The 22,221-nt window shown below is 74.7% G+C and carries 22 protein-coding genes; 10 read left to right on the top strand and 12 right to left on the bottom strand.

The annotated features are described in order from the left end of the window. The first annotated feature begins 13 nt into the window (after positions 1 to 13). The 3 genes from ABL57_RS23455 to ABL57_RS20390 all read left to right on the top strand — a co-directional run bounded on the left by ABL57_RS23455 (position 14) and on the right by ABL57_RS20390 (position 3,224). Complete coding sequence (locus tag ABL57_RS23455; RefSeq protein WP_053005230.1) at positions 14 to 664, top strand: LuxR C-terminal-related transcriptional regulator; 651 nt, start codon at positions 14 to 16, stop codon at positions 662 to 664. Between the two features lie 287 nt (positions 665 to 951). Then, positions 952 to 2,373: an FAD-binding oxidoreductase gene (locus ABL57_RS20395; protein ID WP_047805315.1), complete on the top strand. Its 1,422-nt coding sequence runs from the start codon at positions 952 to 954 to the stop codon at positions 2,371 to 2,373. 26 nt (positions 2,374 to 2,399) lie between these two features. Next, a complete protein-coding gene (locus ABL57_RS20390) occupies positions 2,400 to 3,224 on the top strand; it encodes an alpha/beta fold hydrolase (protein WP_047805314.1) in 825 nt (274 codons plus the stop codon). Between the two features lie 9 nt (positions 3,225 to 3,233). Here ABL57_RS20390 and ABL57_RS20385 read toward each other — a convergent pair whose 3' ends face one another. From ABL57_RS20385 to ABL57_RS20375, 3 genes are read right to left on the bottom strand one after another with little or no spacing between them, the layout of a single operon-like run. Then, positions 3,234 to 3,545 carry an AzlD domain-containing protein gene (locus ABL57_RS20385; protein WP_047805313.1) on the bottom strand — a complete coding sequence of 104 codons (312 nt, stop codon included), beginning with the start codon at positions 3,543 to 3,545 and terminating at the stop codon, positions 3,234 to 3,236. Beyond that, positions 3,542 to 4,264, bottom strand: coding sequence for an AzlC family ABC transporter permease (locus ABL57_RS20380; RefSeq protein WP_047805312.1), 723 nt, complete (start codon positions 4,262 to 4,264; stop codon positions 3,542 to 3,544). Before ABL57_RS20380 ends, ABL57_RS20385 begins: the two co-directional genes overlap by 4 nt. After that, entirely contained in the window at positions 4,261 to 6,261 is a 2,001-nt protein-coding gene (locus tag ABL57_RS20375; RefSeq protein WP_047805311.1) for a glycoside hydrolase family 15 protein, read from the bottom strand. Before ABL57_RS20375 ends, ABL57_RS20380 begins: the two co-directional genes overlap by 4 nt. Positions 6,262 to 6,359: 98 nt before the next feature. Here ABL57_RS20375 and ABL57_RS20370 point away from each other — a divergent pair, with 98 nt between their 5' ends. The 3 genes from ABL57_RS20370 to ABL57_RS20360 all read left to right on the top strand — a co-directional run bounded on the left by ABL57_RS20370 (position 6,360) and on the right by ABL57_RS20360 (position 9,257). After that, the gene (locus ABL57_RS20370; RefSeq protein ID WP_047805310.1) at positions 6,360 to 6,674 is read left to right on the top strand and encodes a metal-sensitive transcriptional regulator; all 315 of its coding nucleotides are present in this window, start codon (positions 6,360 to 6,362) and stop codon (positions 6,672 to 6,674) included. Between the two features lie 95 nt (positions 6,675 to 6,769). Then, a complete protein-coding gene (locus ABL57_RS20365; RefSeq protein WP_047805333.1) occupies positions 6,770 to 6,952 on the top strand; it encodes a cation transporter in 183 nt (60 codons plus the stop codon). 73 nt (positions 6,953 to 7,025) lie between these two features. Continuing rightward, the gene (locus ABL57_RS20360; protein WP_238986149.1) at positions 7,026 to 9,257 is read left to right on the top strand and encodes a cation-translocating P-type ATPase; all 2,232 of its coding nucleotides are present in this window, start codon (positions 7,026 to 7,028) and stop codon (positions 9,255 to 9,257) included. A gap of 81 nt (positions 9,258 to 9,338) precedes the next feature. Here ABL57_RS20360 and ABL57_RS20355 read toward each other — a convergent pair whose 3' ends face one another. The 4 genes from ABL57_RS20355 to ABL57_RS20340 all read right to left on the bottom strand — a co-directional run bounded on the left by ABL57_RS20355 (position 9,339) and on the right by ABL57_RS20340 (position 12,481). Further along, entirely contained in the window at positions 9,339 to 9,536 is a 198-nt protein-coding gene (locus ABL57_RS20355; protein ID WP_047805308.1) for a hypothetical protein, read from the bottom strand. Positions 9,537 to 9,666: 130 nt separating this feature from the next. After that, the gene (locus ABL57_RS20350; protein WP_047805307.1) at positions 9,667 to 10,146 is read right to left on the bottom strand and encodes a hypothetical protein; all 480 of its coding nucleotides are present in this window, start codon (positions 10,144 to 10,146) and stop codon (positions 9,667 to 9,669) included. Between the two features lie 60 nt (positions 10,147 to 10,206). Continuing rightward, positions 10,207 to 10,797 carry a DUF308 domain-containing protein gene (locus ABL57_RS20345; RefSeq protein ID WP_082157618.1) on the bottom strand — a complete coding sequence of 197 codons (591 nt, stop codon included), beginning with the start codon at positions 10,795 to 10,797 and terminating at the stop codon, positions 10,207 to 10,209. Positions 10,798 to 10,891: 94 nt separating this feature from the next. Then, the gene (locus ABL57_RS20340; RefSeq protein WP_082157623.1) at positions 10,892 to 12,481 is read right to left on the bottom strand and encodes a PLP-dependent aminotransferase family protein; all 1,590 of its coding nucleotides are present in this window, start codon (positions 12,479 to 12,481) and stop codon (positions 10,892 to 10,894) included. Positions 12,482 to 12,592: 111 nt separating this feature from the next. Between ABL57_RS20340 and pdxS the strand changes: the two genes are divergently transcribed. Then, positions 12,593 to 13,549: a pyridoxal 5'-phosphate synthase lyase subunit PdxS gene (gene pdxS / locus ABL57_RS20335; protein WP_047805306.1), complete on the top strand. Its 957-nt coding sequence runs from the start codon at positions 12,593 to 12,595 to the stop codon at positions 13,547 to 13,549. Then, complete coding sequence (pdxT, locus tag ABL57_RS20330; protein WP_047805305.1) at positions 13,546 to 14,148, top strand: pyridoxal 5'-phosphate synthase glutaminase subunit PdxT; 603 nt, start codon at positions 13,546 to 13,548, stop codon at positions 14,146 to 14,148. The genes pdxS and pdxT overlap by 4 nt, the downstream gene beginning before the upstream one ends. Before the next feature lie 54 nt (positions 14,149 to 14,202). Here pdxT and ABL57_RS20325 read toward each other — a convergent pair whose 3' ends face one another. From ABL57_RS20325 to ABL57_RS20305, 5 genes are all read right to left on the bottom strand, one after another. Then, positions 14,203 to 15,078, bottom strand: a complete 876-nt coding sequence (locus tag ABL57_RS20325) for a YgcG family protein (RefSeq protein WP_047805304.1) — start codon at positions 15,076 to 15,078, stop codon at positions 14,203 to 14,205. Positions 15,079 to 15,222: 144 nt separating this feature from the next. Then, complete coding sequence (locus ABL57_RS20320) at positions 15,223 to 16,110, bottom strand: universal stress protein (RefSeq protein WP_047805303.1); 888 nt, start codon at positions 16,108 to 16,110, stop codon at positions 15,223 to 15,225. Positions 16,111 to 16,157: 47 nt separating this feature from the next. Next, positions 16,158 to 17,129 carry a universal stress protein gene (locus ABL57_RS20315; RefSeq protein ID WP_047805302.1) on the bottom strand — a complete coding sequence of 324 codons (972 nt, stop codon included), beginning with the start codon at positions 17,127 to 17,129 and terminating at the stop codon, positions 16,158 to 16,160. A 51-nt stretch (positions 17,130 to 17,180) separates the two neighbouring features. Next, a complete protein-coding gene (locus tag ABL57_RS20310; protein ID WP_047805301.1) occupies positions 17,181 to 18,533 on the bottom strand; it encodes an MATE family efflux transporter in 1,353 nt (450 codons plus the stop codon). 61 nt (positions 18,534 to 18,594) lie between these two features. Continuing rightward, entirely contained in the window at positions 18,595 to 18,966 is a 372-nt protein-coding gene (locus tag ABL57_RS20305) for an RNA-binding S4 domain-containing protein (protein WP_047805300.1), read from the bottom strand. A gap of 259 nt (positions 18,967 to 19,225) precedes the next feature. On the opposite strand from ABL57_RS20305, the gene ABL57_RS20300 reads away from it, so the two are divergent. Together ABL57_RS20300 and ABL57_RS20295 are read left to right on the top strand one after the other, a co-directional pair. Beyond that, positions 19,226 to 20,065 carry an ABC transporter substrate-binding protein gene (locus tag ABL57_RS20300; RefSeq protein WP_047805299.1) on the top strand — a complete coding sequence of 280 codons (840 nt, stop codon included), beginning with the start codon at positions 19,226 to 19,228 and terminating at the stop codon, positions 20,063 to 20,065. A 158-nt stretch (positions 20,066 to 20,223) separates the two neighbouring features. Further along, positions 20,224 to 22,200: a M13 family metallopeptidase gene (locus ABL57_RS20295; RefSeq protein WP_047805298.1), complete on the top strand. Its 1,977-nt coding sequence runs from the start codon at positions 20,224 to 20,226 to the stop codon at positions 22,198 to 22,200. Positions 22,201 to 22,221 lie beyond the last annotated feature (21 nt).

The following is a 22,221-nucleotide window of genomic DNA, read 5'->3' as shown; positions in this document are numbered from 1 at the left end:
CTAGGAGCCCACCATGTTGACCGCCGCCGTCGTCAGCCCCCAGCCCATGACCCGCATCGCGATGCAGCGGGAGTCCCTGGAGCACCCCGAGCACGGGGTGCGGATCGGCACCGTGGCGGGGACGGTCCCGGAGTTCCTGGCCCAGAACGCGGCGGAGGCCGCCGTGGTGCTCCTGAGCCTCAACACCCAGGACGGCCGCACCCTGGTGCAGAACATCACCGACCTCGTCGCGCACGAGCACACCGTGGTGGTCCTCACGCCGCCGGACGAGCTCGTCCGCGTCCGCTCGGCCTTCACGTGCGGGGCTTCGGGTGCGGTGGGCAAGTGCGAGCCGATCAAGGCGGTCTTCCGGACCATGCGGCTGGCCAAGCAGCTGGGCCACTTCGTGAGCGACGGCCTCCAGGCCTCCCTCGCGGAGCTGCCCAGCCGGGCCCCGGCCAAGCTGTCCGCCCGGGAGCGCGAGGTGCTCTCGCTCTACGTGGACGGCCTCCAGGAGCAGGAGGTGGCCACCCGGCTCCGGATCGCGGAGTCCACGGTCGAGGAGCACCTCAAGCGGATCCGGCGCAAGTACGCCCTCGTGGAGCGCCCGGCGCGCACCAAGCTCGAGTTGTACAAGCGGGCCATCGAGGACGGCATCATCCCGCCCGTCCTGCCGCTCGCCTGAGGTCCGCCGCACCGGGACGGACACCGCTGCGGCGGGCCGGAGCCGGGCGGGGCCACCGTGACCGGCCTGTTGCGCGCCGGCCGTTGTGCCTCCCCACGACCCGTTCCTAGACTGGGACCGGCACCATCGTGCGCGGGTCCGCGTCCTGCACCGGACCCGCGTCCCCGGCCCGGCCCACGCGCACGACCAGGGCGGCCCGGACCGGCGTCGTCGGCGGTGGCGTGCGCGCCGCCGATCGCAGAGGTTCGTCCGGGGGCGAGCGCCTCCGCACACAGGAAGCCAGTCCGATGGGGATCGTGGACCGTGGGGAACATGACGACGAGGTCTCGCGGGCGCTCGAGGCGCTGCGGACCCGACTGACCGGCACACTGGTCGAGCCCGACGATCCTCTCTACGACGAGGCACGGCGGGTCTGGAACGGCATGATCGACGTGCGGCCGCGCGCCGTCGCCCGGGTGGGCTCCGTGGCGGACATCGACCCGGTGCTGGCCACGGCCCAGCACACGGGCCTGCCGCTGGCCGTGCGCGGCGGAGGGCACAACGTGGCCGGGCACGGCACGGTGGAGGGCGGGCTCGTCCTGGACCTGAGCGCGCTGCGCCGGGTGCACGTGGACCCCGGGACCCGGCACGTAACCGTGGAGCCCGGCGCGACCCTCGCCGACGTCGACCGCGCCACCGTCCCGCACGGACTGGCCGTGCCCCTCGGCGTGGTGAGCGCCACCGGCGTCGCCGGCCTGACCGTGGGCGGCGGCGTGGGCTGGCTGACCCGCAGCAACGGTCTCACCCTCGACAACCTCGTCGGCGCCGAGGTGATCACCGGAACCCGGGAGCACCTGCACGTCGACGCGGAGCGCAACCCGGACCTGTTCTGGGGAATCCGCGGCGGGGGCGGGAACTTCGGCGTGCTGACCTCCTTCACCTTCCTCGCCCGGCGGCTGCCGCCGTCCGTGCTCGGCGGGAACCTGTTCTACCGACGGGCCCAGTGGCGGACCGCGCTGCAGGCCTACGCCCGCTGGACCGCGGACCTGCCGGACGAGATGAACAGCATCATCTCGATCCTGCGCCTGCCGCCCGGCTTCGGCATGGGCGACGAGCCGTTCCTCATCGTCGGCTTCGCCTGGATGTCGCCCGACCACGAGGACGGCCTGCGCCTGGTCGAGCGCCTGCGCGCGGACGCGCCGCCCGACGAGGAGGAGGTCGGCCCGGTGCAGTGGCCCGAGTGGCAGTCGGCCATGGACGAGCTCTTCCCCCGGGGCGCACGCGGCTACTGGAAGAACGCCTCCTTCTCCCGCCTCGACGACGAGGTGATCGACGCCCTGCTCGGCTTCGCCACCGAGGTCACCTGGTTCGGCACCGGCATCGACATCCACCACATGGAGGGCTTCTTCGGCCGGGTGCCCGCCGGGGCGACGGCCTTCCCCAACCGGTCATCGCGGTACTGGCTCAACGTCTACGGCTACTGGCAGGACCCGTCCGAGGACGCCCGCCTGACCGCCTTCGCCCGGAGGGCCCACGCCGCCATGGCGCCGTTCGCCGAGCTCGGCCAGTACGTGAACTTCCTCGGCGCCGAGCAGGGCCCCGTCACCCCCGAGGCGGCCCGGCTGGCCTACGGGGAACGGACGCACCGGCGGCTCGTGGAGCTGAAGGATCGCTACGACCCGGGCAACATCTTCCGGCTCAACCACAACATCGTGCCGAGCGCCGCCTGACGAGCCCGGCGGAGGAGGGCAGACCCGTGGGACAGCACGTGCGCGCCGGAGAGCTCGAGATCTGGACGGAGCAGGTGGGCAGCGGACCCGACGTCCTGCTGATCGGAGGGCTGGGCGACACCGTCGAGTCCTGGCAGTTCCAGTTGGACGGGCTGGCCGACCGGTACCGGCTCACCGCCTTCGACAACCGCGGGGCGGGACGCACCGCCATGCCCGGCGGCCCCGTGTCGGTGGCGGCCATGGCCGACGACGCCGCCGGGGTGCTCCGGGCCCTCGGCGTCCCCGCCGCCCACGTGGCGGGCTTCTCCGGGGGCAGCATCATCGCGCAGGAGCTGGCGCTGCGCCACCCGGAGCTGGTCCGGAGCCTCGTGCTGCAGAGCACCTGGTCGGTCCCGGACCCCTACCTCCGGTCCTGGGGTCGCTTCGTCGGCTGGCTGGTCGGGGCCGCCCCCGGGGAGCGCGAGTTCCTGGAGTGGTTCTTCCTGTTCATCTACACGCCGCGGGCGCACAACGACGGCACCGTGAGCCGGTTCATCGACGAGGTGCTCGCCTTCCCGTACCCGCAGCCGGCGGAGAACGTGCAGCGCCATCTGGATGCATTCCTCCGCCACGAGACCACCGACCGTCTGCCCCGGATCGCGGTCCCGACATACGTCCTGGCCGGTGGTCTGGACGTCACGGCCCGGCCCGAGCTCTGCCGAGCCGTCGCGGACCTCATCCCCGGCGCCCGGTTCCAGGTGCTCGAGGAGGAATCCCATCAGCCCTTCCAGGAGGCCCCGGAGCAGTGGAACGCGCTGGTCGACGCCTTCTGGCGGGACCTCGACGCGCCGGACGCCCCGGACCCCGGCTGAGGACGCGGCTCAGGCGGCCCCGAGCAGCCGCAGCACGGCCGCCGCGGCCGCGCCCAGGACGACGACCAGCAGGAACGGCGCCCGCAGCATCAGGGCGACCCCCGCGACCAGCAGGGCCCCGAGCCGGGCGTCGAGCACCAGCGCCTGGCCGGAGCCGAAGGCGTTCATCACCACGAGGGCGGCGAGCAGGCCCACCGTGACGGTGCCCGCCATCCGTCCCACCCGGGGGTCGTCCAGCACCCGGTCCGGCACGAGGTAGCCCACGAGCTTGAGCCCGTAGGCCAGCGCGCACGCCGCGAGGACCCAGAACCACATGCTCATGCCCCGGCCTCCGTCCGGCCGGGCGCGGCCGCGCCGGCCCCCCGGCGGCGGGAGCGGCCGAGGAGCGCGGCGACCACCGCGGCCACCAGGATCGGCAGCCCCGGCGGAAGCACCGGGATGGTCAGCGCCGTGACGAGGGCGCAGACCACCGCGACGGCCACGGGCTCCCGGGCGCTGAGCCGGGGCCACAGCAGCCCGAGGAAGGCCGCCACGGCGGCGCCGTCCAGACCCCAGCGGGCGGGATCGCCGAGGGCGTTGCCGAGCAGGGCGCCGACCACGGTGAACAGGTTCCAGAGCAGGAACACCCCGACCCCCGCGGTCCAGAACCCCCGTCTCTCCTCGACGGGGTGGGTCTGGGAGGACGCCGCCGCGTTCGACTCGTCGATGGTCACCTGCGCGGCGAGCAGCCGGAGCCCGCCGCGGGGGCGGACCAGGGCGTTCATGCTCATGCCGTAGACGGCGTTGCGCACCCCGAGCAGGGTCGCAGCACCCAGCGCGGAGGCCCCGGCCCCGCCGCCGGAGACCACCCCGATGAACGCGAACTGGGACCCGCCCGTGAACATGAGCGCGGACAGCGCCACCGTCTGCCAGAAGCTCAGACCCGCCGCCACGGACAGCGCGCCGAAGGAGATCCCGTACAGCCCGGTGGCCACGGACAGGGACAGCCCGATCCGCACCGCCGGCGAGCTCCGCCAGCCGACGGGGAAGGTGTGGCTCACGGGGTGACCCCCGAGGCCTCCCGGGGCTCCGGCGCGGTGCGGCGCCCCTGTGCGGCGTCCAGGGCGTCCATCGCCTGGACGAGGGCCAGGTGGGCGAAGGTCTGCGGGAAGTTGCCCGTCATCCGCCGCCGGTCGGGCGACCACTCGGTGGACAGCAGGCCGAGGTCGTTGGCGCGGGAGAGGACCAGGTCCACGAGCTTGCGGGCGCTGTCGGTGCGCCCGGAGCGGGCGTACTGGGCCGCCAGCCACAGGGACGCGCCGAGGTGCGGGTTGTCCTGGCCCGAGAACCCGTCCACGCCGATCACCCCGGCGTAGGCGTCGGGGTCCTCGGGGTCCACGGGCCCCAGGACGTTGCGGTAGCGGTGGATCAGCCCGCACGGGTGCCGCAGCTCCTCCTCGATCCGCCGCACGGTGCCCAGCATCCGTTCGTCGTCGTGGGCCACGAAGCCCACCTGCGGCAGCTGCAGCAGGGAGGCGTCCACGGCCTTCGACCCGTAGTACTGCACGAAGGAGCCGACCTCCGGGTCGTAGCCGCTCGTCCAGATCTCCTCCGCCAGGGCGTCCCGCAGCTGCTCCCACACCGGCGCGTCCCCGGGCAGCCCGTGCAGGCGCACCGCGTCCACGCCGGACTGCAGGGCCGCCCACATGAGCACCCGGGAGTGCGTGTAGTACTGCCGCTCGCCGCGCATCTCCCACAGGCCCTGGTCCTTGACCTCGTAGTTCTCCACCACCGAGCGCAGCATCGCCTGCTGGAGCGGCCAGGAGAGGTGGTCCTCCACCGCCCCGCGCCGGCGAAGCTTCTCGAACACGACCATGACATGGCCCACGGCGTCCGTCTGGTGCTGGCCCGCCGCGCCGTTGCCCTCGCGGACCGGGCGGGAGCGCTCGTAGCCGGGCAGGTCCAGCTGGTGCTCGCGGCCGCGGCGCTCCCCGGCGACGCCGTAGATGTTCTGCAGGTCGTGGGGGTCCCCGGCCACGGCCCGCAGCAGCCAGTTGCGCAGCTGCACGGCCTCCCGGTCGTGGTCGTGGTCGAGCATGATCTCCAGGGCCATCGCCGCGTCCCGCAGCCAGGAGAAGCGGTGGTCCCAGTTGCGCTCGCCGCCCACCACGTCCGGCAGCGAGGTGGTGGGCGCGGCCACCAGCCCACCCGTCTCCTGGTGCATCAGGGCCCGCACCACGAGCAGCGAGCGCCGGACCACGTCCGAGCGCCGGGCCACGGCGTGGCCGCGGACCGGGACGATGTGCACCGGCTCGTCCTGCTCGGCGGCGGGCGGGGTGTAGAGCCCGGACCAGTCCTGCCACAGCTCCACGGTGCGGGTGAGCTGCTCGTTGACGTCCACCGGCGCCGGCGGGGTGCGGTGGGACGGGAAGTGGGTCAGGACGAAGTCCCGGGCCTGGCCGGCGGAGACCGTGAAGGTCCCGCGGTGGCGGCGCACGTCGTCGTCGGAGGACTCGGGCAGGGGCTCGCCGCGCAGCACGAGCGCGTCCGGCCCGGCCATGGCCACGAGCATGGGCGGGGCGGGGTCCCCGCCCTCGGGGTCCTCCTCCCCCTCGAAGCGGCTGACCCAGGGCACCACGGCGCCGTAGCCGAAGCGGACCCGCAGCTCCTGGTACATCTCGACCTCCCCGGTGAGGCCCTCCACGCGGCGGATGAGATCCGTGCGGGAGGTCAGCGGGAGGAAGTCGGTGACGCGCACGGAACCGGAGTCCGTCACCCACACGGTCTGCAGCACGAAGGTGTTCTCCACGTAGAACCGCTCCGCGACCTGGGCCCCGCTCTCCTCCTCGTCGAGCACCTCCCCGCCGGCCTCGTCGGCGACCGTGCAGGAGGGGGCGAGCAGCCAGCGCCCGTGATCGGCCTCGCCCAGCAGGGCCCCGAAGAACGAGGGGGAGTCGAAGCGCGGGGCGCACAGCCAGTCGACCGATCCGGTGCGGGAGACGAGCGGACCCGTGCGCATGTTCGAGAGCAGGGCGTAGTCCTCGATCAGTGAAGCCATGCCTCAAGATTGGCACATCGCCGCGGTGCTCCCGGCCCATCCCTTGAACCATACCCCCAAGGGGTATACAGTGTCGGCAGGACGACCGAGGAGGACCCATGACCCAGACCCTGCCGCCGCACGGGTACACCCAGGACAAGGACGCGTACCTCAAGCGCCTGCGGCGCATCGAGGGCCAGGTCCGCGGCATCCACCGGATGGTCGAGGAGGACAAGTACTGCATCGACGTCCTCACCCAGATCTCCGCGATCCAGTCGGCGCTCAAGGCCGTGAGCCTCGGCCTGCTGGACGAGCACCTCAGCCACTGCGTCGTGGGCGCCGTCGAGGCCGCCCAGGAGTCCGGGGACGTCGCCAGCGTGGACGACAAGCTCCAGGAGGCGTCCGCGGCCATCGCGCGCCTGCTCAAGAGCTGACCCGCCCCGCGCGCGCTCCCCGACCCGCACCCACCGAAACCCCAGAGGAGACCACCGTGCAGACCACCACGCAGACCACCGTCAACGTGTCCGGAATGACCTGCGGGCACTGCGTCATGTCCGTCACCGAGGAGCTGACCGAGCTGGACGGCGTCCAGTCCGTCGACGTGGACCTGGTCGCCGGGGGCGTGTCCCCCGTCGTCGTCACCGCCTCCCGCGAGCTGACGTCCGAGGAGATCGCCGCCGCCGTCGAGGAAGCGGGGTACTCGGTTGCCTGAGACCCGCACGCGCGCGGCGGTGCCCGGCCGGGCGGCCGGGCCCCTGCGCACCCTCGAGCTGGAGATCACCGGCATGACGTGCTCCTCGTGCGTGAGCCGGGTCGAGAAGAAGCTCGGCAGGCTCGACGGCGTGGACGCCTCCGTGAACCTCGCCCTGGAGACCGCCACGGTCCACGCCCCGGAGGGCGTGACCGACGAGCAGATCCTCGGGACGGTCGAGAACGCCGGCTACGGGGCCGTCATCAGGACGGCGCCCCACCGAGGGCCCGACGACGACGGGAGCGGCGGCGGGTCCGTCTCCGCGATGGAGCGGATCTCCGGCCGGGAGGCCTCCTCGCTGCGCTCCCCCGACTCCCTGCGCCGACGCCTGGTCGTGGCCGGCGCCCTCTCCGTGCCGGTGCTCGTGATCTCGATGCTGCCCGGCTTCCAGTTCCCGCACTGGGGCTGGGTGGCCGCGCTGCTGAGCCTGCCGGTGGTGACCTGGGCCGCCTGGCCGTTCCACCGCTCGGCCGCCCTCAACGCCCGGCACCTCACCTCCACCATGGACACCCTCGTGTCCCTGGGCGTGTCCGCCGCGTACCTGTTCTCGCTGTGGAACCTGCTGCGCGACCCGGCCATGACGGCCGGGGCGATGCTCGGCCACACCATGGACATGAGCGGGCACCAGCTGTACTTCGAGACCGGCGCCCTCGTGACCGCCTTCCTCCTGCTGGGCCGCTACCTCGAGGCCCGGGCGAAGGCCCGCTCCGGGGAGGCGCTGCGCGCGCTGCTCGAACTGGGCGCCAAGGACGCCGTCGTCCTGCGGGACGGCGTCGAGACGAGCGTGCCGGCCGAGCAGCTGCAGCCCGGGGACCGGATCGTGGTGCGCCCCGGGGAGAAGATCGCCACCGACGGCGTGGTCCTCGAGGGCCGCTCCGCCGTGGACACCTCCCTGCTCACCGGCGAGTCCCTGCCGGTCGAGGTGGGCGTCGGCGACACCGTGACCGGGGCGACGATCAACACGAACGGCCGGCTGCTGGTCGAGGCGACCCGCGTGGGCGCCGACACGACCCTGGCCCAGATGGGCCGTGCGGTCGCCCGGGCACAGACGAGCAAGGCGCCCGTGGCCCGGCTCGCCGACCGGATCTCCGGGGTCTTCGTCCCGGTCGTGCTCGTGCTCGCCCTGCTCACGCTGGTGGGCTGGCTGGTGCTCACCGGCGACGTCGACGCCGCGTTCGTGGCGGCGGTCTCCGTCCTCGTCATCGCCTGCCCGTGCGCCCTCGGCCTGGCCACGCCCACGGCCCTGCTCACCGGCACCGGCCGCGGCGCGCAGCTGGGGATCCTCATCAAGGGCGCCGAGGTGCTCGAGGACACCCGCACCGTGGACACCGTGGTGCTGGACAAGACCGGCACGGTGACCAGCGGCCGGCTCTCCGTGGCCGCGGTGACCCTCGTGGGCGCCTACTCCCGGGACCAGGTGCTCGACCTCGCCGCCTCGGTGGAGCAGCACTCCGAGCACCCGATCGCCCGGGCCGTGGCCGAGGCCACCCCGCACCGGTTCCCGCTCTCCGGCTTCGTCTCGGCCCCCGGCGGCGGCGTCCGCGCGCACGTGGCCGACGGGATGCACTCCCGCTCGGTGGTGGTCGGGCGCACCACCTGGCTCGCCGAGAACGGCGTGCGCCTCGACACCGCCCAGCTGGACGCGCTGCGGCGCGCCCAGGAGGGCGGGTTCACCACGATCCTCGTGGCCGTCGACGGGGCCCTGGCCGGATTCGTGGACCTGCGCGACACCGTGAAGGACGACGCCAGGCAGGCGATCGCGCGGCTCCAGGGCCTGGGGCTGCGGCCCCTGCTCCTGACCGGCGACAACGAGCCGGTGGCCCGCGCGGTCGCGGCCGAGGCCGGCATCCCCGCCGGGGACGTCGTCGCGGACGTCAGCCCGGAGGGCAAGGTCGCGGTGGTCCGCGACCTGCAGGACGAGGGGCGTGTGGTCGCCATGGTGGGCGACGGCGTCAACGACGCCGCCGCGCTGGCCCAGGCCGACCTCGGGATCGCGATGGGCTCCGGCACGGACGCGGCCATCGAGGCCGCGGACATCACCATCGTGCGCAGCGACGTGGGGTCGGTGCCCACCGCCATCGCGCTGTCCCGCCGGACCTTGTCGATCATCAAGTCCAACCTGTTCTGGGCCTTCGCCTACAACACGGTGGCCATCCCGGTGGCGGCCGCCGGACTGCTCAACCCGGTGATCGCGGGCGCCGCCATGGCCTTCAGCTCCGTGTTCGTGGTGCTGAACTCCCTGCGGCTGCGCGGCTTCGGCCGCTGAGCCGGGCACGGGCCCGAACACGCGGACGCCCCGGGAGGACATCGGTCCTCCCGGGGCGTCGCCGTGTGCGCACTCCGCGGGTCAGGCGTCGCTGCTGCCCGGGGTGGCCACGCTGTCCTCGTCCTCCTCGAGGACCGGCAGGTCGCTCTTCTGCCCCTCCTGGGGAGCGTTCGAGTAGCTGCCCTCCGGATCGGCGTCCGGGGTGTCCGCCATCCGCTGCTCGACCTTCTGCTCGAACTCCTCGTCGCCCTCGGTGGGCGGCTCCGGCTGCTGGCTCATGCTGCTTCCCGTCCTTGCGTCTGGAGCGGGGGCGCGGGTCGGCCCGGCTGCTCAGGTGGTGCCCAATCTACTGAGCGGGCGGACGGCGGCCAAGGCCCCGGAGCGGGGGCCCGAGGCCGGCCGCCGGGGCTCAGGGGCGGGGGGCTCCGTCGTCGCCGCCCGTGCGCTCGCCCGTGCCGCCGGCCGTGTCCCCGCCGGTGTCCGGGGCCGGGTCCTCGGCGGGGCGCTGGCCGAGCAGGTCCTCGCCGCGGGTGTCGGGACGGACGCGCTGGCCGAACTCGGCCTCGCCGGGCGGCTGTGCGGCGGCCTCGCGGCGGGCGCGCGCCTCGGCGTAGAGCTTGGCCGAGGAGCGGTTGACGCCGGTGCCCTCCCCGAGATGGGGGTCGTTGGGCTTCTCGACGATCATGAGCGTGGCGCTGACCACCAGGGCCACGATGAACACGATGCCGGCCGCGGTGAAGGCCAGGTCCAGCCGCAGCTGGTTCTCGGTCCCGCCGCTGGCGAGGACCGCGACGCCGCCGAAGGTCACGGCCGCGAGCACGGCGGACAGGATCAGGGGGCCCTTGACGTCGGCCCGGAAGCCGCCTCGCGAGCCCTTGCGCTGTGCCACTCGTCCTCCTCGTGAACCGGTGTCGTCGGCAGGTCGGGGCCTGCTGTGCGGTTGACCAGTCTACGCCGTTCCGGCAGGGGCCCGGCCCTGCCGGTCCTCGTGCCGCAGGCTCAGCGCGGCGAGCAGGTGGGTGACGCCGATGACCACCGCGGCGGCGCCCACCACGCCGAAGAGGGCCTTGGCGCCGAGATCGGCCACCAGCACGAGGCCCGTGGCGGCGAGGACCGTGACGAGCCCGGCGATGGTCCAGTCCCGGCCCAGCGGGAAGGTGGTGCGGGACGACAGCCCGAGCGCGAGCTCGGTTAGCCCGGCGACACCCATGACGAGCCCGGCGTAGAGCACGAGGCCGCCGGGGCTGTCCGCGCCGAGGACCGTGAGCACCCCGCCCACGGCGTAGAGCAGGCCGTAGGACTGCGGGCCCTGCCGGCTGCGGCCCAGGTCCACGTGCTCGTTGCCGTTGAGCCGCAGCTGCAGCAGGATGCTCGCCGCACCCGTCAGCAGGAGGTAGAGGCCCACGCCCCAGACCACCACGCCCATCGACGGCTCCTGCCAGAAGATGGTCACGGCGGCGAAGCACAGGGCCACGAGCGCGCGCAGCAGCGTGGGCGCGAACAGGTCGCGGTGGATGCCGGTGCTCGGTTCGGGGTTCACGGTGAGGCCTTTCGGGGACGGCGCGGCGGGCGGGGCCCCGGTGCGGCGGCCCGGGCGGGGCGGCCCGGGCGGGGCCCGCGGGCCACGGCACAGTCTAGCGAGCGGCCCCGACTGCCGGTCCGGGCGCCGGTCCGGGCGCCGTGAGCACCCGGGCCAGCACCGCGAGGGCGTCCGGCAGGGCGTCGCCCTCCGGGGCGGCGCCGGTGGCGCCGAAGCCCACCACGACGCCGCGGCGCCCACCGCGCGCGCCCTCCGCCCAGTAGGAGCCCAGCGCGGCGACCCGCACGCCCGCCGCCGCGGCGCGGGCCACGACGTCCTGCTCCTCGAAGGCCACCTCCCCGGTGAACTCCAGGACCGCGTGCAGCCCGCCGTCCATGGGCACGGCCCGCACCCCGCGGACCCCGGCGAGCGCCGCGCCGAGCAGGTCCCGCCGGCGCCGGTACTCCCGCCGCATCCGGGCGGTGTGCCGGCGCAGCCCGCCGTCGGCGAGGAAGCGGGCCATCGCGTCCTGGGCCACCGCCGAGGCGGGGTTGCCGAGGTCGGTGCGCAGCCGCAGCAGCTCCTCCCGCAGGGCCGGCGGGGCGACCAGGTAGCCGACCCCCAGCCCCGGCGCGAGGACCTTGGTGAAGGAGCCGAGCGTGGCCACGTGCCCGCCGCTCCCGAGCCGCCGGCCCGGGGCGGGCGGGCGCGCCACGGCGCCGGGCCCGTGGTCGAGGGCGGACAGCGCGGGGAGCGGCTCGCCGACGTAGCGCAGCTCCGAGTCGTAGTCGTCCTCCACGATCAGGGCGTCGTGGGCGCGGGCCCAGTCGAGCAGCTCGAGGCGGCGGGCCGCGGGCATCGAGGCCCCGAGGGGGTACTGGTGGCTGGGGGTCACCACCACGGCGTCGGGGGCCCGGTCGATCTCCCAGTCCCCCGACCACGCCCCCGACCACGCGCCGGACGGCAGCCGGGCGGGGTCGAGGCCGTGGTCGTCGATCGGCACGGGCAGCACCCGGTGGCCGAGCCGTTCCGGCACCCGGCGCAGGGAGGGGTATCCGGGGTCCTCCACGGCCACGCGCAGCGGGCGGCCGGCGAGGCCGCCCAGGGCGGCCAGCAGCAGCTGCAGCCCGTCCCGCGCCCCGGCCGTGACGAAGAGGTCCTGCGGGTCCCGGACCACGCCGCGCATCAGCCGCAGGTGCTCGGCGATCTGCTCGCGCAGCGGCTCCGCCCCCTGGGCCGGGGGCGCGGCCGCCCCCGCGGCGGCGGCCGCGGCGTCCCGCCACGCGGCCCGCCAGCCGGGGGTGGCCAGCCGCGCGGTGTCGGGGCGCCCGGGGGTGAGGTCGATCATGGGCCGGTCCCGGGCCCGCCGCGGCGGCGGCGCCGTCGGCCGGGACCCGGACCGGTCGTCCGGGCGGGGTTCCGCCCGCTCGACGCGGGAGCGGGCGAGGTCGGGATGGACGACGGTGGCCCCGTTGGTCGCGTGCAGATAGCCCTCGCCGTGCAGCTGGTCGTAGGCGGTCACCACGGATCCCCGCGAGACGCCCAGCCGGGCGGCGAGCCCCCGCGTGGAGGGCAACGGGTCCCCGGGGCGCAGCACGCCGGAGACCACCAGCTCCCGCAGCTGCTGGACGAGCTGGGCGGGCAGCGGGGCAGGGTCGGCGCGGTCGACGCGCACGGGCAGGTCGACGTCGTGGGAGTGGCGCACGGGCACCTCGGGTCCTGGTCGGGGCCGGGCGGAGCCGGACCGCAAGTGGTCCAACGAATTCTACCGTCGGTGGACCTGTTGGTGGACCACTCAGGGGCGGAGGATGGTCGCATGACCGATCTGCAGACCACTCCTGCCCAGAACTCCGCCCGGACCACCTCCCCCGCGGACGCCACCCCGCTCACCGGCTCCCCGCTGGTCAAGCGCGGCCTCGCCGACATGCTCAAGGGCGGCGTCATCATGGACGTCGTCACCGCCGAGCAGGCCCGCATCGCCGAGGACGCCGGCGCCGTGGCCGTCATGGCCCTCGAGCGGGTGCCCGCCGACATCCGCGCCCAGGGCGGCGTGGCCCGCATGTCCGACCCGGACCTGATCGAGGGCATCCAGGCCTCCGTGTCGATCCCCGTGATGGCCAAGGTCCGCATCGGCCACTTCGTGGAGGCCCAGGTCCTGGAGCACCTGAAGGTCGACTACATCGACGAGTCCGAGGTCCTCTCCCCCGCCGACTACGTCAACCACATCGACAAGCAGCGCTTCACCGTCCCGTTCGTGTGCGGTGCCACCAACCTGGGCGAGGCCCTGCGCCGGCTCGCCGAGGGCGCCGCCATGATCCGCTCCAAGGGCGAGGCCGGCACCGGGGACGTCTCCGAGGCCACCAAGCACATCCGCACCATCCGCGGCCAGATCGCGGAGCTGCAGGCCCTGTACGCGGTCTCCCCCGACGCCCTCTACGTGAAGGCCAAGGAGCTCGCCGCCCCGTACGACATCGTCCTCGAGGTCGCCCGCACCGGAAAGCTGCCGGTCGTGCTGTTCACCGCCGGGGGTGTGGCCACGCCCGCGGACGCCGCCATGATGATGCAGCTCGGCGCCGACGGGGTGTTCGTGGGCTCGGGCATCTTCAAGTCCGGCAACCCCGCCGCCCGGGCGCAGGCGATCGTGAAGGCCACCGCCTACTACGACGACCCCGAGAAGATCGCCGAGGCCTCCCGCGGGCTCGGCGAGGCGATGGTCGGGATCAACGTGGGCGACCTCCCCGCCCCGCACCGGCTCGCGGAGCGCGGCTGGTGAGCTCCGCGCCCCGGGTCGGGGTCCTCGCCCTGCAGGGCGGGGTCGCCGAGCACGCCGCGATGCTCCGGGAGCTCGGCGCGGAGGCCGTGCTCGTGAAGACGGCCGAGCAGCTCTCCGGGCTGGACGCGATCGTGCTGCCCGGCGGGGAGTCCTCCACCATGGACCGGCTGCTGCGCCTGTTCGGGCTGCGCGACCCGCTGCGCGAGGCCGTGCTCGGCGGGCTGCCGACCCTGGGCACGTGCGCCGGGCTGATCCTGCTCTCCTCCGGCATCGAGGACCCGGCCCCCGGCCAGCGCACCCTCGAGGTCCTGGACGTCACCGTGGCCCGCAACGCCTTCGGCTCCCAGACGGCCTCCGAGGAGGCCGTACTGACCTGGGGCGACGACGGGGCCACCGTGCGCGCGGCCTTCATCCGCGCCCCCGTGGTGACCCGCGCGGGCGAGGGCGTCACGGTGCTGGCCCGGCACCGCGGCGAGGTGGTCGCGGTGGCGAGCGGCAGCGTCGTGGGCATCTCCTTCCACCCCGAGCTGACCGGGGAGACCGCCGTGCACCGGCACCTGCTCTCCCTCGTCGCCGCACGGCAGGCCCTGCCCGCCTGACGGGAGCCGGCGCGGCGCCGCCCACGGGACGGTGCCGCGCCGGCGGGCGCCCGGTCAGTAGCTGCCGGAGGCCCCGCCGCCCGTGAAGCCGCCGCCCCCGCCGAAGGAGGACCCGCCCGCGCCGCCGCCGTCCGTGCCGCTGCCCGAACCGCCGGAGTACAGTCCCGGGTTGGCCAGGTGGAGCGGCAGCCACACGGCGGGGTTCGTCACGGCGTCGTCCTTGCGGTGGTGGTAGCGGTACGTCCGGTACGCCTTCTGCTGCTCCTCGGTGAGCCGCAGGTCCGGGTCCCGCTGCCGGGCCGCCCGCAGCTCCTCGTCGGCGATCCGCCGCCGGCGGCGCAGGTCCGCGGCGATCCACCAGGCGACGAGCACACCGACCAGGCCGAATCCGCCGGCGACCCCGCCGAACAGCGCCCAGTCGAAGGGTTCCTGCGGGGGCTCCTCGCCCCGCGCGTAGACGTAGACCTGCTCCACGGCCTCGGCCAGGCCCTCCGCATAGTGCCCGTCCGCGAAGGCGGGCTCGAGCACCTCCTCCACGACCCGCTCCGCCTCGTCGTCCGTGAACTGCTCCCGCACCCCGTCCGCCGACTCGATCCGCAGCTCCCGGTCCCCGGTGGCCGCGAGCACGAGCACGCCGTTGTCCGCCCCGGCGTCGCCCACCTCCCACGCGGTGGCGATCTCGCGGGCGCGGTCCTCGATCGGCCCGCCCGTCTCCTCCACCGTGAGCACGGCGACCCGCGCGGCGTCCGTGGCCGCGTTGTGCTCCTGGATCAGGGCGTCGAGCTCCCGCTCCTGCGCGTCCGTGAGGACGCCGGCGGCGTCCAGGACGTCGGAGTCGACGGGCGGTGCAGGAACTCCCGGCGCCGGGGCGGAGCACGCGGTGAGGACGGCGCCGCCCAGAGCGACCGCGGCCAGTGTCCGTCGGCGCACGGCTCCTCCTTCCCGGCCCCGGCGGTCCGGGGCTCGTCCCCACCGTCGCAGACCGCGGCCGCGAGCGGATCCGCCTGCCGGGCGAGCTTCGGCGCCGCGGGGCCGGGCACGCTCCGCCTGCGGGCGGACGGCGCCCGGACGGACTCAGCCCTTCCGGCGGGTGGGGACCACCATCACCGGGCTGCCGCCCTCGTTGAGCACGGCCTGGGAGACGGAGCCCATGAGCAGGCCCCGGAAACCGCCGTAGCCGCGGCTGCCGACCACCACGAGGTCCGCCGTCCGCCCCGCCCGCACCAGCTGGTCCGCGGGCGAGCCCGAGAAGACGTACGTCTCGACGTCCAGTCCCGGGTGGTCCTCCCGCACGCCCGCGGCGACCTGGTCCACCAGGGCCTGGGCGGGCTCGGTGAGCTGCTCGCGCACCGCCCGGTCCAGGTCCGCGGAGCCCGTGGGCACGCTCGCGGCCTCCGGCACCACCGTGACCAGCGTCAGCCCGGTGCCGTGCCGCGCGGCGTACCGTGCGGCCGCGACGACCGCCGGGTTGTCCCGCCCCAGTCGGTCCACGCCGACGAGCACCCGGCCCCTGAACGGACCCTCGGCGCCGCGGTCGGCCCGCGGGTCCCAGCGCTCCGGGAGCACGACCACCGGGCACCGGGCGTGCGCCGAGGCCGCCGCCGAGACCGAGCCCAGGCGTCCGCGCACCCCGCGGCGGCCGCGGCGGCCGAGCACCAGCGCCGCGGCGTGCTCGGACTCCTGCACCAGCACGCCCGCCGCGTCACCGCGCTCGGCGACGCCGACGGCCGGGACGCCGGCCTCCCGGGCCCTCGCGACGGCGGTGCCGGCGACCTGGTCGGCCTCCGCCTCGATCGCCTCCAGGAACGGCCCGTACAGGCTGGGGTCCACGGCCACGGGCCGCCCCATGGAGACCACCACCCTCAGCTCGGACCCGAGGGACCGCGCCTCCTGGATGGCCCAGTCGAGGGCACGGTCGCTGTTCTCGGAGCCGTCGTAGCCGACGACGATCTGCTCTGCCATGGGTGGCTGCTTCCTGTTCTCGCGGCGCGCACCCCCGGAGGAGTCGCTCAGGCGGGGTGGGCCGGCACGATCATGACCGGTCCGGCGGCGTTCTCCAGCACGGCCTGGGAGACCGAGCCGAGCAGCAGCCCGCGGAACCCGCCGATGCCGCGGGAGCCGACCACGACCAGGTCCGCGGAGTGCGTGGCGTTCATCAGGATGCGTCCTGGGCGGCCGACGAAGATGTGGTGCTCCACGGTGAGGCCGGGGTGCTCGGACGCGATCTCCCGCGAGATCTCCTCGAGCTTGCGCTCGGCCTCGCGGAAGTACCGGGCCTGGTTGAACTCGTCCTGGAACCAGGAGGGCGTGCCGGACAGGGCCCCGTTGACGGAGACCAGGGCCAGGGGCTTGCCGTGCTCCTCGGCGTACTGCACGGCCTGCCACAGCGCCGGGTTGCGCGAGCCGAGGGCGTCGAGACCGACGACCACCCGCCCCGAGAAGTCGATCTCCTCCGCCTTGACCGGCCCCTGGTCCTCCAGCGCGTAGTCGGTGCCGCCGCGGCTGCGCTCGCCGTGCTTCTTCTCCGCCGGTTCCGGGACGACCACGACCGGGCACTTGGCGTGCGCGGCGACCGCCGCGGACACCGAGCCGAGCCGGCCGCGCAGGGCCCCGCCGCGGCCGCGCTTGCCCATGACGACGAGCGAGGCGCTGCCGGACTGCTCCACGACGGCCTTGGCCGCGTCCCCGGCGGCCTCGACGGTCTCCACGGGCAGCCCCGCGTCCTCCACGACCCGCCGGGCCTCGGCGAGGTGCTCCGCGTTCTCCTTGGTCACCGCCTCGGTGAAGCGCTGCTCGAGCCCGGGGTCGCCCACCCCGATGACCGGATAGGCGCCGACCAGGCGGACCGAGAAGTCGTGCGCCCGGGCCTCCTCGACCGCCCGGTCGAGGGCGTGCCGGGCCTGGTCCGACCCGTCGATCCCGACGAGCACGACGTCGTGCCCGGCAGCGGGCTGGTTCTGCGTGCGGGAGTCGTTGTCCATGGGCGCAATTTTAGGTGATCCACCGCACATCCCGCCGTGGGTTCCCGGTTGTTACCGCGCGTTCCGGAGCAGCCAGGCGTCACCGCGGGCCCGCAGCCCGAGGGTCAGCGCCCGGGCTCCCAGATAGCCTCCTGCGTAGGCGATCCACAGCCACACGAGTCCGCCGGTGCCCGAGCCGCCGGAACCGGCCACGAGGGCCAGCAGCGGGGCGTAGACGGCGAGGTTGAGCACCCCGGCCACGGCGAGGTAGCGGGCGTCCCCGGCTCCGATGAGCACCCCGTCGAGGACGAAGACGTAGGCGGCCAGCGGCTGGCCCGCCGCGATCACGAGCAGGGCCGCCGCGAACAGGGCCTGCACGGCCGGGTCCGGGCTGAGCAGGAAGCCCAGACGCGTCCCGAGCACGGCCACGGCCAGACCGGTCACCACCCCGAAGCCGAGGCCCCAGAGCACCAGCCGGCGCATCAGGTCGCGGATCGCCTGCCGCTCGGCCGGCTCCGCCAGGTCCCGGGCGCCCATGTCCCGGCCCAGCAGCGCCTGCGCGGCGATGGCCAGGGCGTCGAGGGCGAAGGCCAGGAAGCTGAACACCGTCATCACGAGCTGGTGGGCGGCGAGGTTCTGGGCGCCCTGGGCCGTGACCACCAGGACGGTCGCGAGGATGGCCACCCGCAGGGACACCGTGCGGAGCATCAACCAGGACCCCACGGCCAGGTGGGAGCGCAGCCGGGCCCACGAGGTCGCCGGCCCCACCCCGTGCCGGCGGGCCAGCCGGTGCACGATCCGCAGGTAGGCCAGGGCCATGGCCCACTGCACGGCGCTCGTGCCGATCGCGGCGCCGGCCACGCCCAGGCCGGCGCCGTGCACCAGCACGAGGTTGAGCACCGCGTTGGCCGCGGCCCCGATCCCCGCGATGAGCAGCGGGGTCCTCGTGTCCTGGAGCCCGCGGAGCACGCCGGTGGCCGCGAGCACGAGGAGCATGCCGGTCAGCCCGGGCAGGGACCAGTGCAGGTAGGCGACCGCGTGCTCCAGGACCTCGCCGCGGGCACCCATCCGCTCCAGCAGGGGCCGCCCGAGCACCCAGCCCGCCGCGGAGAGCAGGACGCCGAGCCCGGCGGCCGCCCAGAGCCCGTCCCGGCCCACCGCCACGGCCTCGGGGAGCCGGCCGGCGCCGAGGTGCCGGGCCACCGCCGGCGTGGTGCTGTAGGCCAGGAAGACCATCAGCCCCACGACCGTCTGGACCAGGGCGGCGGCCACGCCCACCCCGGCCAGCTGCGGGGTGCCCAGGTGCCCGACGATCGCCGAGTCCGCCAGCAGGAACAGCGGCTCGGCCACGAGCGCGCCGAAGGCGGGCACCGCGAGGGCCAGGATCTGCCGGTTGAGCCCACGCGGGCGTGCGGTGGTGGTCACCGGACCAGGGTACCGACGCCCCCGCACCCGCCGGTGCGGCCGGCCGTCCCCCCGGAGCCGCTCACAGCCCCCGGAGGCGATCCATCTCGCGGCGGTCCTTCTTGGTGGGACGTCCGGCGCCCCGGTCCCGGCGCGGCACGGCCGCGTGCAGGGCGGGGGGCGGGGGCGGGCTGTGGTCCACGTAGGCGGCCGCGGCCACGGGAGCGCCGACGCGCTTGGTCAGCAGCTGCACCACCTCCAGGACCTGCTCGTGGCCGGGACGCCGCACGGTCACCCGCTGGCCGGGCCGCACGGGCTGGGCCGCCTTGACCGAGGTGCCGTCGATCTTGACGTGGCCCGCCCGGCACGCGGCCGTGGCGGCGGACCGGGTCTTGAACACGCGCACCGCCCACAGCCACGCGTCCACGCGCACGCTCGCCGGTGCGACCGTCATCGGTGTGCCCCCGCGGCGAGGATGTCGTCCGTCCGAGTCATGAGCCCATTGTGCCGAAGACCGGGCTCCGGTGCGGACCCGGCCACCGGTCCGCGTGGACAGCAGTGGGGACAGCTGATGTGCTACCGGCCAGTGGTGCGCAACACACCGGCAACCCCGGACGCCCTACACTGAGGCACATTCAGCAGTGGCTCCCTCTCCGGCACGACGCCGCGCCGGGGGCGGACGAGCCAACACCTCCCGAGGGAAGGAAAGATCCATGAAGAGCAGGTTCCACGGGGCAGCGACCCTGTCCGTGCTGGCCGTCTCCGCGCTGGCGCTGAGCGCGTGCTCGGACACGGGCGGGGGCGAGCAGGCCGGCGGCGAGGCGACCGGCGGGGAGATCAGCCTGATCAACGAGGGCACGCTGACGGTGTGCTCGGACATCCCCTACCGCCCCTTCGAGTACACCGAGAACGGGGAGACCGTCGGCTTCGACATCGACCTGGTCAACAACATCGCCGAGGACATGGGGGTGGAGACGGAGTTCATCCGCACCGCCTTCGAGGGCATCCAGTCGGGTGTGGCCCTGGACTCGGACCAGTGCGACCTCGCCGCCTCCGGGATGACCATCACCGAGGAGCGCGAGTCGGTCATGGACTTCTCCGAGCCCTACCTCGACGACAACCTCGCCCTGCTGGTGGCCCCGGACGCCGACATCGACTCCCTGGCCGACGTCGAGGGCAAGCGCGTGGGCGTGCAGCAGGCCACCACGGGCGAGACCCAGGCCCAGGAGAACAACGCCGAGGTCGTGCAGTACGAGGACTCCGCCCTGATGATCCAGGGGCTCAACACCGGCGACGTCGAGGCCGTGATCGGCAACATCTCCGTGATGGGCCCGGCCATCACCGACAACCCGGAGCTGCGCCTGGTCGAGGAGATCGAGACCGGCGAGCAGCTGGGCCTGGCCGTGAAGACCGGCAACACCGCCCTGCTCGAGCAGGTCAACGAGTCGCTGGCCACCATGGAGGAGAACGGCACCCTCGAGGAGCTCGAGGGCAAGTGGCTGGGCACCGGGGAGGCCGCCGGCTCGGCGAGCCCGGAGCCGTCCGCGAGCTGATCCGCCCCGCGCCCACCCGGGTGTGACCACCACCACGGACGCCGTGGCCCGCCGACCGCGGGCCACGGCGCTCCCGTCCGTAGGCTGGGACCGGGCGGGCGGCGTCGTCGGCCCCGTGCGTTCCGACACGCCCCACGACCACGACAGGGGATGCGCCCGTGACGACCGCCTCCGGCCTGGACCTGCAGCACCTCCACCCCGGCGTCCGCCCGCAGGACGACCTGCACCGGCACGTCAACGGCGGCTGGATCGACGCCCACGAGCTGCCCGCGGACCGCGCCTCCGACGGCGCGTCCGCGCTCCTGACCGAGCTCAACGCCCGGAGGGTGCACGAGATCGTCCGGGCGGCCCCGGCCGGGTCCCCGATGGCGGTCCTGCACCGCTCCTTCCTCGACGAGGGCGCCGTCGAGCGCCGCGGCCGGGACGCCCTGGACCCCGACCTCGAGCTGCTCGGCGCCGCGCGCGGCAAGGATCAGCTCGCCGGGGCCTCGGCGGCCCTGCAGCGCACCGGGGTGGACGGCCTGCTGTCCTTCTTCGTGGAGAACGACTCCGGGGACTCCTCCCGCTACTCCTTCTTCCTGTGCCAGGACGGACTGTCCCTGCCCACGCGGTCCCACTACACCGACGCCGTGCACGGGCCGCTGCGCGCGGCGTTCACCGGCCACGTCGCGGCGATGCTCGAGCTCGCGGGCCTGCCGGCGCGGTGGGGCGTGACCGGCGAGGAGGCCGCCCGCACGGTGCTGGCCATGGAGACGCAGCTGGCCGCCGCGAACTGGGACACCGTCGCCGCGCGGGACGTGGCGCAGATGCACAACCCCGTGGACGTGCCCGGCCTGGTGGCCATGGCCCCCGGCTTCCCCTGGGCGGCGTGGCTGGCGGGCATCGCCCCGCAGCGGGGCGCGAGCGCCTTCGACCGGATCATCGTGCGCCAGCCCTCCTTCACGTCCCGGCTCGGCGAGCTCTGGGCGGAGTGGTCGGAGCAGCAGATCCGGATCTGGCAGTCGTGGCGGATCGTGTCCCGGCGCGCCCCGTTCCTGCCCCAACCCTTCGTGGCGGAGAACTTCCGCTTCTACAGCACCGCCCTGTCCGGGATCACCCGCCCCCGGGAGCGGTGGAAGCGCGCCGAGTTCCTGGTCACCCGGGTCCTGGGCGACGACGTGGCCCGGGCCTACGTGGACCGCTGGTTCCCGCCCGCGCACCGGGCCCGGGTGGAGCAGCTCGTGGAGCACCTGCTGGCCGCCTACCGGGAGCGGATCGGCCGGCTCGAGTGGATGTCGGAGGCCACCCGGGCCCGGGCCCTGGAGAAGCTGTCCACGTTCACCGTCAAGGTCGGCTGTCCCAGCACCTGGCGGGACTACTCGGGCCTGGACCTGGACCCCACGGACCTGCTCGGCAACGTCCGCGCCGGCCTGGCCCTGGAGCACGACCGCGCCGTGCGGAAGATCGGCACGCCCGTGGACCGCGGCGAGTGGCTGCTCCACCCGCACTGGGTCAACGCCTACTTCCACCCCGTGCTCAACGAGGTGGTCTTCCCCGCCGGGATCCTGCAGCCGCCCTACTTCGACGCCGACGCCGACGACGCCGTGTGCTACGGCGCGATCGGGTCCGTGATCGGCCACGAGATCGGCCACGGCTTCGACGACCAGGGCGCCCGGTACGACGCCCACGGGCACCTCGTGGACTGGTGGACCGACGAGGACCGCGCCGAGTTCGCCCGGCGCACCGCGGCGCTCGTGGCCCAGTACGACGGCTTCACCCCGCGCGGCCTCTCCGCCGAGCACCACGTCGACGGCGCCTTCACCGTGGGCGAGAACATCGGGGACCTCGGCGGTCTGGAGATCGCCCTGGTGGCCTACCGGATGGCGCTCGCGGAGCAGGGCCTGGACCTGGCCACGGCGCCGGTGCTGGACGGGCTCACGGGCGCCGAGCGGTTCTTCTACGCCTACGCCGGGCTGTGGCGCTCCACCGCCCGGGAGCAGGAGCTGATCAACCGCCTGGCGGGCGACCCGCACGCCCCGGACGAGTTCCGCTGCAACGGCGTGGTCCGCAACATGGACGCCTTCCACGAGACCTTCCGCACCCGCCCCGGCGACGCCCTGTGGCTCCCCCCGGAGGACCGCGTCACCGTCTGGTGACCACCCCCTCCCCTTCCCCCT

The organism is Kocuria sp. SM24M-10, assembly GCF_001027955.1.
GTDB classification, from domain to species: domain Bacteria; phylum Actinomycetota; class Actinomycetes; order Actinomycetales; family Micrococcaceae; genus Kocuria; species Kocuria oceani.
The sequence above is the reverse complement of the archived record's forward strand: the minus strand, read 5'-3'. Positions and strand labels throughout refer to the sequence as shown.